Raw genomic sequence first — 15,686 nt, forward strand, 5'->3', positions numbered from 1 at the left:
AGCCATGGGATGCTCACCGAATGAGCTGAGATGATCACGCCGTAGGGGTGGCCATCTCTACTGAATCGGGCTGGGCATCCGTCCATTGGCCTGCGTCCCATCGTGAAAACGGCCCCCGAGCCGGTGTTGGCACGCGACCTGCAAATGGTGAGCCGCTCACAGCACGCTGTGGGCAACCCAAGCGCGATGGCGAGGTGCCATGACGAGCGACGAGGAAACCGGACGGGGCGGCCGGCCGGCCGGCGTGCTCTCCGTCCCGGACGCGACGCGCAAGGCCAACCAGGCCTACGACCTGATGCGGCGGGAGATCGTCTCCTGCCGCCTGCTCCCCGGCACCCGCTTCACCGAGGCCGAGGTGATGGAGCGGTTCGAGATCGGGAAGGCGAGCTGCCGCATCGCCCTGCAGCGGCTCGCGCAGGAAGGGTTCGTCAGCTCGATGCCCCGCCACGGCTACCGGGTCAGCCCCGTCACCGTGAAGGACGTCGATGAGGTCTTCGCCCTCAGGATGGAGCTGGAACCCCTCGCCGCGCGGGGCGCCGCCGGCCGGGTGAACCGGGCGCAGCTGGAACGGCTGGAACAGGCCTGCCGCCGCCGGATCACGGTGGATGTCGGCAACCAGATCGACTTCTTCCTCGAAGCCAACCGCAGCTTCCACATGGCGATCGCGGCGGCGGCGGGGAACGGGCGCCTGTACCGGACGCTGTCCGGCCTCCTCGACGAGATGACGCGCCTCGTCGCCCTGGGCTTCGGCGTGCAGGGCGTGCGGCCGAACATCGAGAACGACCACACCGCGATGATCGAGCACCTCGCGGCGGGCGACGCCGAGAGCGCCGCGCTCGTGGCCCGCCGCCATGTGGAGACCTTCCGCGAGATGACCCTGGAGAAGGTCATCGCGAGCCTGCGCGACACGGCGGTGGTCCCGCCCCGGAGCGCCCCCCGGGCCGAGGGAGGCGAGCGATGAACGCCGTCCAGCTCGATCACGTGAGCAAGTGGTTCGACCGGCGCGAGGGCGCGCCGCTCCACGTGCTCGACGCCATCGACATCGCGATCCCGCAGCACGCCATCGTCGCCCTCCTCGGCGCCTCCGGCTGCGGCAAGAGCACCCTGCTCAACATGATCGCCGGGTTGATCGAGCCCGACGAGGGCGCGGTCCTCCTCGACGGGATCCCCTCGCACGCCTTCCGCGACTGGCGGGCCATGACCTACATGTTCCAGGAGGACAGGCTGCTCCCCTGGCGGACGGCGGCGCAGAACGTCGCCTTCGGGCTCGAAGCCGGCGGCATGGGGCGGGAGGAGCGGCGGCGGCGGGTCGACGAGACCCTGGGCCTCGTGGGCCTCGACGGGTTTCGGGATGCCTACCCGCACGAGTTGTCGGGGGGCATGCGCAGCCGCGTGGCCCTGGCGCGCAGCCTCGTCACCGAACCCCGGATCCTCCTCCTCGACGAGCCCTTCTCGAAGCTCGACCCGGAGATCCGCGCGCAGATGCACGGCGAATTGCTGCGCATCGCCGCCCTGCGGGCCATGACCCTGGTCTTCGTCACCCACGACGTGGAGGAGGCCGTGGTGCTGGCGAGCCGCGTGGTCGTCCTGCAGCCGCGCCCCGGCCGGATCGGCGAGGTCCGCGACATCGCCCTGCCCTATCCCCGCGATCCCCTCTCCCCGGAGGTGGCCGAGGAGGTCCGGCGCCTGCGGATCGGCCTCTCGGGCGCGAGGGCGGCATGCTAGTGCGGACCCCTTCCCGCCTCGTTCCCCGCACGCGCCCCTCCGGCGCCGGCCGCCGCACGGGGATCGTCCTGCAGCGGCTCGCCCTCATCGGCCTGGCGCTGGCCGTGTGGCAGGTCGCCTCCCTGGGCGCGCCCTCCTTCGTGCTGCCGAGCCCCGCGCGGGTCTGGGCCACGTGGCTGCACCTCGTCGCCTCGCCGAGCTTCGCCGGGGATCTCGGCATCACCCTCGGGCGCATCGGCGCGGGCTTCGCCTTCGCGGCGCTGGTCGGCCTGCCGCTCGGCCTGCTGCTCGGCGCGAGCCGCCGCCTCGGGAGCTTCTTCGAGCCGGTCCTGACGGTGACGAACACCGTCTCCTCCGCGATCTGGGCGATCTTCGCGCTGATCTGGTTCGGCCTGTCGAACTGGACCACGATCTTCGTGGTGTTCATGACGGCGATGCCGCTGATCCTGACCAATGTCTGGCAGGGCACGCGCACCGTCAGCGCCGAGCACCTCGAACTCGCCCGGACCTTCCGGATGCCGCGCCGCATGGTGCTGACCAAGATCTACCTGCCGACGATCCTGCCCTCGTTCTTCGCGGGCGCGCGGCTGGCCATCGGGTTCGGGGCGCGGGTGGTCCTCGTGGCCGAATCCCTCGGGGCCAGCAGCGGCATCGGCTACCGCCTGCGGCAGGCGGCAGACCTCGTCCAGACCGATCAGGTCTTCGCGTGGACCCTGACCCTCGTCGCCCTGATGATCGGGCTCGAAACCCTCGTCCTCAAGCCCGCGGAACAGCGGCTGTTCGTCTGGAAGAAGGCGGCGCAGCCGTGATGGCGCCGCCGCCCGGGGAAACGCCGGTTCGCAACCCAAGCTTACGGAGAAGCCCTTGAAACGGATCGGTGTCCTTGCCGCCGCCGCCGCGCTCTGCGCCCTCGGCGTGGCCGGCCCCGCGCAGGCCGAGAGCGTTCGCATCGGCTACTGGAGTTCGGGGATCAGCCTCGGCTTCGGCGCCGTGCTGGAAGCCGGGAAATTCATGGAGAAGGAGGGCCTGACGCCCGAATACGTGAAGTTCCCGGATGTGAACGCGCCGACCAAGGCCATGGCCGCCGGGGCCATCGACTTCGCCATCGCCGCCAGCGCGGGCACCTCGCTCAGCGTCACCGCCGACGGCCTGCCCCTGAGCATCGTGCTGGCGACGCAGGTCGCCGACCTCGACTTCGTGGTGCCGGAGGATTCGCCGATCAAGGCGATGGCGGACCTGAAGGGCAAGAAGATCGGCACCTCGCCATCGGGAAGCGCCACGGCGGCGATCACCTCCGCGATCCTCGAAACCAACTACAAGTTCACGCCGGGCGACTACCAGGGCGTCCCGGGCAACGACCCGCGCCTCGCGCAATTTCTCGTCCAGAAGGACATCGACGCCGCCGCCCTGCGCACGGTGACGATCGCCCTCCTGCCGGAGGCGAAGCTGCGCCGGATCGGCTCGTTCCGCCAGGAATGGAAGACCCTCACCAAGCAGGACGCGCCACCCATCCTCGGGGTCGGGCTGATGCGCAACGCCTGGATGGCGCAGAACCCGGACGCGCCGGCCAAGGTCGTGGCCGCGATGCGCAAGGCCTACGCCTTCGGCCAAGCCGACAAGCCGGCGGTCGCCAAAATCCTCCAGGCCTCCGCCAACCTGAGCGAGCCCGACGCGACGGCCTACGCCGCCCTCTGGGACAGCATCTACACCGTGAGCCTGGAGCCGGCGGACATCGCCTCGCTGAAGCGGGAGTTCGAGGTCTTCAAGGCGGTCGGCGCCGTCCAGGGCACCCTGCCGGACACCGCCCTCGATCCCCGCCCCTACGCGCGGTCGAAGACGATCCCGTAGCCCGCCCCACACCGGAAAAGGACACCCCACGATGACTGAGACGATGAAGGCCCTCGTCCTCGACGCGCACGGCGACATCGATGCGCTCAAGGTCACGAGCGATTATCCCAAGCCCGTGCCGGGTCCGGGGGAGGTGCTGATCCGCGTCGGCGCCTCCTCGTTCAACTATCACGACGTGTTCACCGTGAAGGGCATGCCCGGCATCAAGGTGCCGATGCCGGTGATCATCGGCCTCGACATGGCCGGGCAGATCGTCGAACTCGGGGAGGGCGTCTCGGACTGGACGGTCGGCGACCGGGTGCTGGTCAACCCGCTCAACAGGGCCAAGGGCCTGATGGGCGAGATGCTCGACGGCGGCATGGCCGAGTATTGCCGCGTCTCCACCGGCCAGCTGATCGCGATGCCGCCGGACGTCAGCTACGAGGACGCCGCCTCCCTGCCGGTGGCCTACGGCACGGCCCACCGCATGCTGATCACCCACAACACGGTGAAGGCCGGCGACACGGTGCTGATCCTCGGCGCCAGCGGCGGGGTCGGCACCGGCTGCGTGATGCTCGCCAAGCAGCTCGGCGCGGAGGTGATCGCCTGCGCCGGCAGCGAGGACAAGATGGCCCGGCTGAAGGAACTCGGCGCGGACCACGTGGTGAACTACCGCGAGGCCGATTTCTCGAAATGGGCGATCCAGCAATACGGGAAGCCCCAGCGCCGGACCTACGAGGGCGGCGTCGATGTGGTGATCAACTTCACCGGCGGCGACACCTGGGTGCCCTCGCTGAAGTGCCTGAAGCGGGGCGGCACGCTCCTCGTCTGCGGCGCCACCGCCGGGCACGATCCGAAGGAAGACCTCCGCTACATCTGGAGCTTCGAGTTGAAGGTGATCGGCTCGAACAGCTTCTACGACGACAACCTGTCGGCGCTGATGGACATGATCCAGGCCGGCACCCTCAAGCCGACCATCGACAAGGTCCTACCCCTCGAACAGGCCGCCGAGGGCCTGCGGATGATCCGCGACCGCGAGGTGATGGGCAAGATCGTCGTCACCCCCTGATCCCGCTCCCGGCCACGAAGGGTCCCCGATACGATGTCCGATACCCCCCTCAGCAAGGAACAGGTCGAGGCGCTGCTCCTGCGCGGCCCGTTCCATCAATGGCTCGGCCTCTCCGTCGTCAGCGTCGGCGAGGGCGAGATCGAACTGAAGGCGACGTGGCGGCCGGAATGGGTCGTCAACGCCGAGCGCGGCTACGTCCACGGCGGCATCCTGGCGACGCTCGTCGACCTCACCGCCGACTGGGCGCTGGTCTCCCGCACCGGCCGGGGCGTCCCGACCGTGGACCTGCGGGTCGATTACCACCGCGCCGCGATGCAGGGCGACCTGACCTGCCGGGGCAAGGTGGTGAAGTTCGGCGGCCAGATCTCGGTGGCCGAGGCGCAGATCCTCGACGGCGAGGGCCGGCTGCTGGCGAGCGGCCGGGGCGTCTACATGACCGCGCCGGCCAAATGACCGGCGCCGCCGCACCGGGCAGCCTCGACCACGTCGTGGTCAACGTGCTGCGGCGGATGGACGAGGCGGCGGACCTGTTCGCCGCCCTCGGCTTCCGGCTCACGCCGCGTGGCCACCATTCCCTCGGCTCGATCAACCACCTGATGATGGTGCCGGGGGCCTATCTCGAACTGGTCGGCCTGCCCGAGACCGGGCCGCAGCGGCAGGAGCTGAAGGACAGCCCGTTCGGCCTGAACGGCCTCGTGGTGGCGAGCGGCGACGCGGACACGACCCGGGCCCGCCTCGCCGGGGCGGGCTTCGAGGTCGGATCGCCCGTGGCCTTCTCCCGCCCCGTCGCCCTGGACGGAGGCGAGGTCGAGGCGCGGTTCCGCACCGTGCGCCTGCCGGCGGGCCTGTTCCCGGCGGGCCGGGTCTATCATTGCGAGCACCTGACGCCGGAGCTCGTCTGGCGCCCCGAATGGTTCGCCCACCCGAACGGCTTCACGGGGCTCGACGGAGTGACCGTCGAGAGCCCGACCCCCGAGGCGGAGGCCCGCCTCTACGCCGCCGCCTGCGGCGCCACGGCCGAGCCCGGCGATGGCGGGTGGCGCATCCCCCTCGGGGACGCCTCCGTCACGGTGGTGCCGGGCCCCCACGGGCGCTTCGCCGCCCTGGCCCTGCGCTTCGCGGACCTCGACGGCATCGAGGCCCGCGCCCGCGCCCTCCCCGAAGCCGAATGGATCCGGCGCGGGCCGGGGGCGGGCGCGCTGACGCTGCCGGCCTTCGGCCTCCACCTCCGGTGCGAGGCGACCTCATGACGAGCGCGGCGACGAATCTCGGCGACCTCGTGGACCGATCCGGCCCCCCGGACAGGCCGCTGCTCGTCGGCTTCTCCCCGGCGGGGGAGCCCGAGACGATGACCCGCGCCGGCCTCGACGCCCGGGCCGACGCCTTCGCCCGGGGCCTCCTGCGCGGGGGGATCGCACGGGGCGAGCGGATCGCGATCCTCTCCGCCAACCGGCCGGACACCCTCGCGGCGCTCCTCGGCGCGATGCGGGCCGGGGTGGTGCCCGTGCCGGTGAACCACAAGTTCCCGCCCGCGACCGTCGCCGCCGTGCTGGCCGATTGCGGCGCGCGGCTCGTGCTCTGCGACGGCCCGCGCCGGGCGGCCCTGCCGCCGCTGGCACCCGGTGTCGGCCTCGCCGCGTTCGACGGCGAGGGGCCGGAGGGCTTCTCCGCGTGGCTCGATCCCGGCCCGTTCGTGCCGGTCACGCCCGAGCCCGACGAGGCGGCCCTGTTCCTGTACACGTCCGGCTCCACCGGCCGGCCGAAGGGCGTGCGCCTCAGCCATGCCAGCCACCTCTGGGTGGCGCGGACCCGCGCGGCGGAGACGGACCTGCGCGGCGACCGCCTGCTCGTCGCGGCGCCGCTCTACCACATGAACGCGCTGGCGCTGGCGCTGCTCGTCTGCGCGGCCGGCGCCACGATGGTGCTGCTGCCGCAATTCGAGGCGCGGAGCTACATCGCGGCCATCGACCGCCACCGGTGCACATGGCTCACCGCCGTGCCGCCGATGATCGCCATGATGCTGCGGGAGAAGGACCTCCTCGCCTCCTGCGACCTCACCGGCGTGCGGACGGTGCGGATGGGCTCGGCGCCCGTCAACGACACCCTGGCCCACCAGATCCGCGCCCTGCTGCCGAACGCCCGCATCCTCAACGCCTACGGCACGACCGAGGGCGGGCCGATCGTGTTCGGCGACCATCCGGACGGCCTGCCCACGCCCATCGCCTCCGTCGGCGCCCCCCGCCCCGACGTGGCGATCCGGCTCGTCGGACCCGAGGCCCCCGGGGCCGGCGTGCTCCAGATGCGCAGCCCCGCGATCATGCTCGGCTACCACAACCGGCCGGACGTGCCCGTTCCGATCACCCCGGACGGCTTCTACGACACGGGGGACGTGTTCCGCCGGGACGAGGAGGGCTTCCATTATTTCCTGGGCCGCACCGACGACATGTTCGTCTCCGGCGGCGAGAACATCTTCCCCGGCGAGGTCGAACTCGTCCTGGAACGCCACGCGGACGTGCTGCAATCCTGCGTCGTCCCGGTGGAGGACGCGATCAAGGGCACCAAGCCCGTCGCCTTCGTCGTCCGCCGGCCCGGCGCCACCCTCGACGAGGCGGGCATCAAGGCGCACGCCCTCGCCCACGCCCCGGCCTACCAGCACCCGCGCCGGGTGTGGTTCGTGGAGGCGCTGCCCCTCGCCTCGACCAACAAGATCGACCGCGCCACCCTGCGCCTGCGCGCCGAGGCGGCCATGAGGACGCAACCATGACATCCTTCAACTGGAACCAGGCCTACCCCACGGTGCGCATGCCGATCTTCGGCCGCAACGTGGTGGCGACCTCCCACCCCCTCGCCGCCCAGGCGGGGCTGAGGATGATCTGGAAGGGGGGCAACGCCGTGGATGCGGCCATCGCCACCGCCGCCGCCAAGACGCTCACCGAGCCCTGCAGCAACGGCCTCGGCTCGGACGCCTTCTGCATCCTCTGGGACGGCGAGCGCCTGCACGGCCTCAACGCCTCCGGGCCCGCCCCGGCGGCCTGGACCCCCGAGTACTTCGCGCGCAAGCACGGCGGGGCGCGCACGCCCCCGATGCGCGGCTGGGATTCGGTGACCGTGCCCGGCGCGGTCGCGGCCTGGGCGGCGCTCTCCGAGCGGTTCGGCCGCCTGCCCTTCGCCGACCTGATGGAGCCCGCGATCGAGATCGCCGAGCGCGGCTACCTCGCCCCCATCGTCGTGCAGCAGAAATGGGCGGCGGCCGCCGCCCTCCCGTCGCTGGCGGGCCAGCCGGGCTTCGCCGAGACCTTCCTGCCCCGCGGCCGGGCCCCGGCGGTCGGGGAACGGGTGACGATCCCCCACGCCGCCCGGGCCCTGCGCGCCATCGCCGAGACCAAGGGCCGGGCCTTCTACGAGGGGGAGATCGCGCAGGCCATCGCCCGCCACGCGGCGGCGCATGGGGGCGCGATGACGGTGGCCGACCTCGCCGCCTTCAGGCCGGAATGGGTGGAGCCCCTGGCCAAGGATTACCGGGGCTACACGCTGCACGAGATCCCGCCGAACGGGCAGGGCATCGCCGCGCAGATCGCCCTGGGCATCCTGGAGAATTTCGACCTCGCGTCCCTGCCCGTCGACGGGCCCGACGCGCAGCACATCCAGATCGAGGCGATGAAGCTCGCCTTCGCCGACACCTACCGCTACGTCGCCGACCCGAGCGGCATGGGCGTCAGCCCGGAGGCGATGCTGGACCCGGCCTATCTCGCCACCCGCGCCAAGCTGATCGACCGGACGAAGGCGCAGGATTTCGGCGCGGGCAACCCCGTCCGCGGGGGCACGATCTACCTCACCACCGCCGATTCCTCGGGCATGATGGTGAGCTTCATCCAGTCGAACTACATGGGCTTCGGCTCAGGGATCGTCGTGCCCGAATGGGGCGTCTCCCTGCAGAACCGCGGCCACGGGTTCAGCCTCGACCCGGCGAGCCCGAACGTGGTGGCCCCCGGCAAGCGGCCGTTCCACACCATCATCCCCGGCTTCCTGACCCAGGGGGGCGCCCCCGTGATGAGCTTCGGGGTGATGGGCGGCAACATGCAGCCGCAGGGCCATGTCCAGACCCTGGTGCGCATGATCGACCACGGCCAGAACCCGCAGGCCGCCTGCGACGCCCCGCGCTGGCGGGTCGCCGACGGGCTGAGCGTGAACACCGAATCCACGATGCCGGCGGCCACGGTCCAATCCCTCGTGGAGCGCGGCCACCACCTCGAGGTGATCAACGACAGCTACCAGGATTTCGGGGCCGGGCAGTTCATCTGGCGGATGGGGGATCCGGCCGAGGACGGCTACGTCGCGGCCAGCGACCCCCGGCGGGATGGACAGGCGGTGGTGTGCTGAGCGAACGCCGCCGGCGCACCGATTTCCCTCCTTTCGTCGTCGTGCTGGCGTTCTCCATTCGCCAGCACCCGTTCGCTGGCAAACCCCTGGATGGCCGCCACAGCCGACAAGTTCGCGAGACGGAGGGAAGGACACGCGAAGGCTTTTGCCGGCAAAAAAGACCGAGACCGATCGCGCCTCACGTCACGTCGAGTGCCATGATCAGGGCTTCACGGAAGCCCGTGAATTCGACCGTGCGCCAGCGGTAACATTGATAGAACCGCACGCGACCGCTGGTGACGGCTTGGACCGGGATCACGAGATCGAAACCGGGGGTGCGAGCGGTCGGGGTATTGAGGTGCGCCTCGATGTCCGGCCGTTCGAGGGGAGCCCCGATACAGATCCGGCTTCGCCCGTTCTCCTCCCAGCGGGCCACGACGCAGAGGGCGGGACCGAGCCCTCGCAGGAAGGCCCAGCCCTGGCACCGGATTCGGCGGGCGTCCTTGTCGGGAGAGAGCGTGACCGCGTTGAGGTTCGGCGCCCGGCGGACCACCTTGATGAAGCGGCGCCGGAAGGCGGCGGGGAGCGTCTCCGTGTCCCGACAACGGCCGTGCTGCTCGCGCACCTGGAGCCGGTCGGGCAGCGCGATCGCCGGCCCTTCGCCGCGCCCGGTGCGCAGGACGATCTCGTAAGGGGTCTGCTGCAATCCGTTCAACGCGGCCACGAAGCGGAGCGTCCCGTCCGGCGCGGCATGCGCTTCGGCATCGAGCCGCAGCTTCGTGCCGTCGAGACCCTGAAGCCAGACTTCGACCGCCTCGGCCGGTGTATCGGGCAGCCGGGCCTCGAAGGCCCAGAGTTCCGCGGTCGAGCCGAGGAGCACGCCGTCGCAGGCGGGTAGGCTCTGCCGGGTGCGGGTGGGCAAGGCCCTGCGCGGCGCCGTTGCCGGGACTTGGCTGGCCTTCTGCACGGCGCGGAAATGGCCTGCCCGCGCCACGTCGAGACCGCTCGCGGCGAAGATCCGCAGCAGCCCGCGGATGACGACGCGGTGGGTCGCCGTCACGTGGATCAGGTCCACCGCGTGGCTTCCGAAGCTCAGGCCGTCCAAGTCCACCTGTCCGGCGAACCCGGCATCCCGGGCCGCGGAGGCTTGGAGATGGTCCACCACGTCCTGCCGGCTTTCCGTGCGGAGGGGCGCGTAGGAGGTGCTCACGCCGTCGCTGAAGCGGAGGTAGGTCCGGTAGGGGCCGTGGCTCTCCGTGAGATGCATCCAGCCGCGCAAGGACAGGCTGTGAAAGACGACGGCGTGTCCGCTCCGATCCAGGCGGCGGCGCTGATCGGTCCAGAGGCCGTCGAGGGCCCATGCCAGGGTGGGATGGCTCAACGGCCGTTCCAGGGCGGGCTTGGCCGCGTCCTCCTCCGGAAGGGCATCGATGCGGGTCACCGCCGGGAAGGTGTCCGGAAAGCCGCTGCCGTTCGGGACGCGGTTTCGGTCCCAGAGGATGTCGCCGCTCACCCAGGAGGGCGCGTTCACCTGGAGGGCCAGGTCATCGAGGCACAGGTCGTAGCTGCCGGGGCGTCGGTTCGGGATGCGGTCGTGCGGACAGGGCCGCTGTTCCATCAGGCCGGCATAGAGCGCGTGCAGGGCGTCCAGATGGGAATCCACCGAGGGGAAGACCTTGCGCCGGATGGTGGCGCGCAGCTCCGCGAGCCGGTCCCGGTCGAAGAGGAGGGTCAGGAGCTTGGCCCGGACCGCGCCGGCATCGTGCGGCGGCACGCGGAAGCCGTCGATCCCGTCACTGACCCGTTCGGAGGGCGCACCGAGGTCCGTGACGATGGGAACGAGGCCGGCCTGCCACGCCTCCGTGAGCGCGATCAGGTAGGTCTCGGGCCAGATCGAGAGATGAAGCGAGACGTCACAGCCCTGCAGGAGCGCGACGATACCGCGCTGGTCGTAGGCGCCGTGGACCGTCACACGCTCCGCCGGCAGGCCGCGCAGACGGCCCGCATGATGGGCGCTGACCTGACCGTAGATCCGGAAATGGAGGGGATAGTCCTCGCAGGTCCGGATCAACTCGATGATGTCGTCCCCACCCTTGTGGTGGGTGAAGTTGCCGACCACCGCGACGACGAGGGGCTTTCGCGCATCGGCCTCGGCTCGCTCCTCGCGCACGGCGTGGGACGGCGTCGGGGTCAGCATCGCGATCTCGACGACGCGGTCCGGCGTGACCTGCGGATAGACGGCGCGCAGGTAGGCGCCCGTGGCGGGGGTGCTGGTCACGAAGGCATCCACCGCACCGACCACATGGTCCATGAACGCGTCCCGCCGCGCCTTGGCGCCGGCGGGGTAGTTGTGGCTGGCGGCGAGGCAGGCATCGCACTGCTCGCGCCCGCGGTGGGCCACGTCGCAGAAACGCCCGCTGTGATCGAGGAGGAGCCAGCGCTCGCAGATCAGGTAATGGTCGTGGAGGTGATAGACCACCGGCACGCCGCAGGCGCGGGCGATGAGCGGCAGGCTCAGGGGCCAGTGCAGCAGGTGGTGGATATGGACGAGGTCCACCCGATACTCGAACAGGATGCGGGCGAAGTGCCCTTCCACGAGCGGGTCGGTGAGCCGGGGCAGGCCGACGGATCCCGCCGGCAGGCTCAGCGCGACGCCGGGCCCCTCCAGACGCATCTCCCACTCCTCGCCCCGGAACACCGGGAACAGGAACAGCAGATCGTATCGGTCCGCGAGGCCCGCGAGCGCCTCCTGATACACCTCGACGCCGCCGCCCTCGCGCTGGCCCATGCGGTTGTGGGTGAGGATGAGCACGGTCCTGCGCGGGAGCGTCGCCGGCGCCCTCCGGCCGAGGGGAGATTCAGGCCGCCGACAGGCAGCGGCCCGCTCCAGCATCGTCGCGATCCGGTGGTCGTAGAGATGCTCGGCCAGCGTTCGCGCCCGCGCGGCGCGGGCCTGTGCCAGACGCTCCTCGGGCGCCGCCAGCATGCTGGCGATGGCCTCGGCCGCCTCCGCATCACCCGAACAGAGCAGGAATTCCGTGCCGGCGGTGTAATAGTCCCGCACCTCCGGTTCGGGAGACACCATGACCTGGAAGCCGCCCGCCAGGGCGGTCTCGAAGAGGCGCGGCGGCGGCGTCGATCCGGCCGCCTGCTCGACGGCGCTGCCCGTGAAGACGCGCGGCAGGGTGAGGACGACGCGGCTCCGGTTCGCCAAGCGTGCGAAATCGACGTTGCCGCAGCGCCAATCCGTGGCGAGCGAGCGGTCGTGCAGGTCGGGCGGCCCCAGATGGACGTTCCAGGGCAGAGCGATCTTGACCCGCAGGTCGGCGGGCAGGAGCCCCAGGATCGTGTTCAGGCTGGCGACGCGGTTGGGCCAGGCGGTTCCGACGAAGAGCAGATCGTAGAGGAAATGGCGGTCGTCCGAACCGACCTCGAAGTCCTGGAAGAGCCGGCTCGCGGCCAGGGGCAGGTGGACGGCGCGGCCCTCGTAGGCGGCGACGCTGCTCCGATCGTTGGTGAAGACGATGTCGAAACAGTCGGAGAAGCGGACGTTCGACGAGCGCTCGTAGGGGTCCTCGGTGGTCCACAGGATGCTGAGCCGGGCCAGGCGCGCGAGCCGGCCGAGCAGCGGCGCGTGCATCTTGGCCCCGCCGAAGGCCAGAAAGGTGTCGAGGCCTTCCGTCACGAAGGTCGCGAGCGCGTCGCCGTGGTGCGCGACGACCACCCGCGCCACATCGGGATGACGCCGCAAGGCGTCCGCGATGGCGAGGGCGATGTAATGGTTGTGGGTCCGCGGCTCCGTGTCGAGGAGCAGGATCGAAAGGCCCGTCATACGCGGACCGATGCCTGCGGCTCCGCATGGTCTCCCGCGAACAGGTCCCTGAAGTCGACCGCAGTGATGCCGGGGCGAAATCCACACAGGTCGAGCAGACGCTCGGCGCGGCATGCATAGGTGTGGTCCCGCAGGGCCCGCCGCTGCGCCCGCTCGGCGATCGCGAGGATCGCGGCCGGCTCATCCCGGGTCCGCTCGATGGCCCGCGCGATGTCGCGGGGGCCGTCGATGAGGAGGATCTCCCGCTCCGGTTCGAAGACGTCGCAGATCTCCAGGCCGGTGGCGAAGAAGAGCTGCGTCGAGCCCGACAGCGCCACCTCGAAGGTGCGCGGCCCCGGGGTCGCCTGCGGCAGGGCGAAGCGTCGGTTCGCGATGTCGAGGTCGCGGCCGATGTTCAACGTCAGCCAGGCGGCGGCGGCATGGTCCGCCATCTCGTCCGCGGTGAGGCGTCGGTTGCTCGCGCACCGCAGATCGGCCGGCCAGTCGGACCCGAGGATTTCCACCGGGTGTCGGGACAGAAGCGCGTCCGCCTGTCGGAGCAGGGCGATGCGGTTCGGATAGGCCACGCCGCAGAAGAAGACGGCGATGTCGCGCGACAGATCCGGACGGATGGGACGGAGGTGGCGCGTCGGGGATGCCGCCAACGGAAGATGGTGCACCGACCCGTGCCTGTAGTGGTGGGTCGCCCAGCCATCGTTGGAGAAGACGACGTCGGCCAGGATCTCCGCCTTGAAGGCATAGTCGAATTCGTAGGGATCTTCGGTGAGCCAGAATGCGAGCTGCGCCCCCACGGCATCGGCGGCCCGCCGCAGGGCGCCAAGACCGGCGGCATCGGGCACGAGACTGCCGACGGCGATCACCAGCTTCGGGCGCAGGCGTCGAACCCGCTCGCACGCCAATTCCAACGGCGCATGCGCGACGGCATTCTGCCCGACACATTTTATCAGACCTTCGACAAGATAGGATCTGATTGCCGAATTGACGTTGAGCGCGTCAGAATTTGTGCCTGTTACAAAAATCTGGACTGCATCAGTATCGATATGCTGCGCAATATTCATTCGTTTCGCCTGTCGGCGGCTGGCGTTGTGAGTGTTGGATTTCCTCTTCAAGTAGCAGTAAACGCAACTCTCAGTTTTGTCCATAAAACTTCAGATCAGTTCTACAGAAGGGCAAGTTAAGCATTACGGGAATTAGCTTTCGGCAATATCATCGGGATAAAATGGCAATCAGCACCAAGGAACGCGTGGCCGAAGAGGCTCGACCCGAGCCGGCACCGGAGCCGAGGGGGCCGGGCGACCTGACGGCGGCCAACATCCTGCTGCCCGTCGAGGATTTCCTGTCCGGGGACGTGCTCCTGCTCGGGTCGGTCGCGCCGGGCATACGCGGTCGCGCCGCGGAACTTGCGGCCACATTGACCGTCCGCGGCCGAATGCCCTGCGAGGGGGAGCCCCCCGATGCGTCCTACAGCTACGACACGATCATGGCCTTCGATGTCCTCCCTGCGGTGGAGGCCACCGGCCGGCACAGTTCAGTCCGGCAAAACCTGAGGCCGGAGGGCCGGCTGATCCTGGCCCTCGACCATGGGTCGGCGGAGCAACGCGGGGCCGGTGCCGCGCAGGGCGCCTCATGGCATCCGGGCCGCCGGGCGAGCCCCTGGACCCGCCTGCGTGAAACGCTGGAGGCCGCCGGCCTCGCGCATCAGCGCTGGTGGTTCCCGTTTCCCGATCATCGCGAGGCGCGCACCATCCTGTCCGAACACGGCCTGTCGCCGCATTCGGGGCTCGATGCCGGAGCGATGGCGGGCGAGGCCATCGACGCGCGCAGGGCTTGGCGGCGGATTGCGGAGGCGGGAGACCTCGCGGATCGCGCCCCCGCCGCGCTCGTCGTGGCCTCGGCCGTCGCCCTCCCGGCGGATGATCGTCTCGCCGTGCACATCGGCCATGAGCGGCGGCCGGAGTTCAACAAGGTCGCCACCATCCGGGCTCGGACGGAAGGACCTCCGAGGGTCCTGCGTGTACCGCGCCATCCCGGGCTGGCCCGTCATGCGGCCGGCATCACCAACCGGTTTCCGGCCGAAACCCTCGCGCCCGGCCGGCCCTGGCCCGAGGCGCTGGAGGAGATGCTGGCTCACGACGGCTGGACCGAGGCCGATCTTGCACCATGGGCGGAGCGTTGGATCACGGCCCTCCGCGCCGCGTTCCTGGGCGCCGGTGAAGGCGACCCGCTGCCCGACATCGACACGCGCCTACCCGGTCATGCCTTCGATGCCATTCCGCGCAACCTGCTCGTCCACGGCGACCGGGCGACCTTCATCGACCTGGAATGGGAACTCGACGCGCCCCTGGACTTCGGGCACCTGCTCGTGCGCGGCCTCGTCGATACCGTTCTGACCACCCCCATCGCCGGCTGGCCCGCACCGGGGAGCGATCCGACCTATCTGAGCCTGCTGCGTGCCGCCACCGCTCCCCTCGGCATCCCCCTCTCCGACGCGGCCATCGCCGAGCGCCTCGACCGCGAGGCCCGTTTCCAGCGGATCGTGAGCGGGCGTGAGACGAACCGCGACTTCGCTTGGCTCGCCGCCACGCACCCCGTGCCCCGCGCGCAGCTGCTGATGCGCGGGAGGGGCCTCGCCGGCGAGGTCAGAGCGCTGCGGACCGAACGTTCCGACCTCATCGCTGCCATCGACGACGCGCGGGCGCAGACCGACCGTGTCATCGCCTATGCGGCGGAACGCGACCGCGCGGTGGAGCGCCTTGAGGCCGAGCTGGCCGCGATCGAAGCCCGTCTCGCGCTTCCCCCGCCGGAGCCGCCGCGCCCGGCCATCCGCCTCGGCCGGGTATTCCGGAACTTGGTTTCCTCGAAGCGGACCTAGCG

12 protein-coding genes are annotated in these 15,686 nt (G+C 70.6%); 10 read left to right on the plus strand and 2 right to left on the minus strand.

Annotated elements, in window-relative coordinates; translation table 11 throughout:
• The first annotated feature begins 199 nt into the window (after positions 1 to 199).
• The 9 genes from ACXJ1Y_RS15955 to ACXJ1Y_RS15995 are packed head-to-tail and all read left to right on the plus strand — an operon-like array spanning position 200 to position 9,001.
• Positions 200 to 961 carry a GntR family transcriptional regulator gene (locus tag ACXJ1Y_RS15955; RefSeq protein WP_463847163.1) on the plus strand — a complete coding sequence of 254 codons (762 nt, stop codon included), beginning with the start codon at positions 200 to 202 and terminating at the stop codon, positions 959 to 961.
• A complete protein-coding gene (locus ACXJ1Y_RS15960; RefSeq protein WP_463847164.1) occupies positions 958 to 1,725 on the plus strand; it encodes an ABC transporter ATP-binding protein in 768 nt (255 codons plus the stop codon). Before ACXJ1Y_RS15955 ends, ACXJ1Y_RS15960 begins: the two co-directional genes overlap by 4 nt.
• Positions 1,719 to 2,534 (plus strand): ABC transporter permease, encoded by an 816-nt coding sequence (locus tag ACXJ1Y_RS15965; RefSeq protein WP_463847165.1) that lies wholly within the window; start codon positions 1,719 to 1,721, stop codon positions 2,532 to 2,534. The genes ACXJ1Y_RS15960 and ACXJ1Y_RS15965 overlap by 7 nt, the downstream gene beginning before the upstream one ends.
• A gap of 55 nt (positions 2,535 to 2,589) precedes the next feature.
• Positions 2,590 to 3,573 (plus strand): ABC transporter substrate-binding protein, encoded by a 984-nt coding sequence (locus tag ACXJ1Y_RS15970; RefSeq protein ID WP_463847166.1) that lies wholly within the window; start codon positions 2,590 to 2,592, stop codon positions 3,571 to 3,573.
• 43 nt (positions 3,574 to 3,616) lie between these two features.
• Entirely contained in the window at positions 3,617 to 4,621 is a 1,005-nt protein-coding gene (locus tag ACXJ1Y_RS15975) for an SDR family NAD(P)-dependent oxidoreductase (protein ID WP_495885046.1), read from the plus strand.
• 33 nt (positions 4,622 to 4,654) lie between these two features.
• The gene (locus ACXJ1Y_RS15980; protein ID WP_243956516.1) at positions 4,655 to 5,074 is read left to right on the plus strand and encodes a PaaI family thioesterase; all 420 of its coding nucleotides are present in this window, start codon (positions 4,655 to 4,657) and stop codon (positions 5,072 to 5,074) included.
• Positions 5,071 to 5,871, plus strand: coding sequence for a VOC family protein (locus ACXJ1Y_RS15985; RefSeq protein WP_463847168.1), 801 nt, complete (start codon positions 5,071 to 5,073; stop codon positions 5,869 to 5,871). Before ACXJ1Y_RS15980 ends, ACXJ1Y_RS15985 begins: the two co-directional genes overlap by 4 nt.
• Complete coding sequence (locus tag ACXJ1Y_RS15990; protein ID WP_463847169.1) at positions 5,868 to 7,385, plus strand: class I adenylate-forming enzyme family protein; 1,518 nt, start codon at positions 5,868 to 5,870, stop codon at positions 7,383 to 7,385. The genes ACXJ1Y_RS15985 and ACXJ1Y_RS15990 overlap by 4 nt, the downstream gene beginning before the upstream one ends.
• Positions 7,382 to 9,001, plus strand: a complete 1,620-nt coding sequence (locus ACXJ1Y_RS15995; RefSeq protein ID WP_463847170.1) for a gamma-glutamyltransferase family protein — start codon at positions 7,382 to 7,384, stop codon at positions 8,999 to 9,001. The genes ACXJ1Y_RS15990 and ACXJ1Y_RS15995 overlap by 4 nt, the downstream gene beginning before the upstream one ends.
• A gap of 178 nt (positions 9,002 to 9,179) precedes the next feature.
• On the opposite strand, the gene ACXJ1Y_RS16000 is transcribed toward ACXJ1Y_RS15995, so the two are convergent.
• Complete coding sequence (locus tag ACXJ1Y_RS16000) at positions 9,180 to 12,812, minus strand: glycosyltransferase family protein (RefSeq protein WP_463847171.1); 3,633 nt, start codon at positions 12,810 to 12,812, stop codon at positions 9,180 to 9,182.
• A complete protein-coding gene (locus ACXJ1Y_RS16005; RefSeq protein ID WP_463847172.1) occupies positions 12,809 to 13,870 on the minus strand; it encodes a CgeB family protein in 1,062 nt (353 codons plus the stop codon). The genes ACXJ1Y_RS16000 and ACXJ1Y_RS16005 overlap by 4 nt, the downstream gene beginning before the upstream one ends.
• A 161-nt stretch (positions 13,871 to 14,031) precedes the next feature.
• Here ACXJ1Y_RS16005 and ACXJ1Y_RS16010 point away from each other — a divergent pair, with 161 nt between their 5' ends.
• Positions 14,032 to 15,684, plus strand: a complete 1,653-nt coding sequence (locus ACXJ1Y_RS16010; protein WP_463847173.1) for a hypothetical protein — start codon at positions 14,032 to 14,034, stop codon at positions 15,682 to 15,684.
• The last annotated feature ends 2 nt before the right edge of the window (positions 15,685 to 15,686 follow it).

The organism is Methylobacterium sp. TK26, assembly GCF_055361565.1.

Bases quoted from the DNA above. Each gene is read 5' to 3' on its own strand.
- ACXJ1Y_RS15955 (WP_463847163.1), top strand. From the start codon at position 200: ATGACGAGCGACGAGGAAACCGGACGGGGCGGCCGGCCGGCCGGCGTG.
- ACXJ1Y_RS15960 (WP_463847164.1), top strand. From the start codon at position 958: ATGAACGCCGTCCAGCTCGATCACGTGAGCAAGTGGTTCGACCGGCGC.
- ACXJ1Y_RS15965 (WP_463847165.1), top strand. From the start codon at position 1,719: ATGCTAGTGCGGACCCCTTCCCGCCTCGTTCCCCGCACGCGCCCCTCC.
- ACXJ1Y_RS15975 (WP_495885046.1), top strand. From the start codon at position 3,617: ATGAAGGCCCTCGTCCTCGACGCGCACGGCGACATCGATGCGCTCAAG.
- ACXJ1Y_RS15980 (WP_243956516.1), top strand. From the start codon at position 4,655: ATGTCCGATACCCCCCTCAGCAAGGAACAGGTCGAGGCGCTGCTCCTG.
- ACXJ1Y_RS15985 (WP_463847168.1), top strand. From the start codon at position 5,071: ATGACCGGCGCCGCCGCACCGGGCAGCCTCGACCACGTCGTGGTCAAC.
- ACXJ1Y_RS15990 (WP_463847169.1), top strand. From the start codon at position 5,868: ATGACGAGCGCGGCGACGAATCTCGGCGACCTCGTGGACCGATCCGGC.
- ACXJ1Y_RS15995 (WP_463847170.1), top strand. From the start codon at position 7,382: ATGACATCCTTCAACTGGAACCAGGCCTACCCCACGGTGCGCATGCCG.
- ACXJ1Y_RS16000 (WP_463847171.1), bottom strand. From the start codon at position 12,812: ATGACGGGCCTTTCGATCCTGCTCCTCGACACGGAGCCGCGGACCCAC.
- ACXJ1Y_RS16005 (WP_463847172.1), bottom strand. From the start codon at position 13,870: ATGAATATTGCGCAGCATATCGATACTGATGCAGTCCAGATTTTTGTA.
- ACXJ1Y_RS16010 (WP_463847173.1), top strand. From the start codon at position 14,032: ATGGCAATCAGCACCAAGGAACGCGTGGCCGAAGAGGCTCGACCCGAG.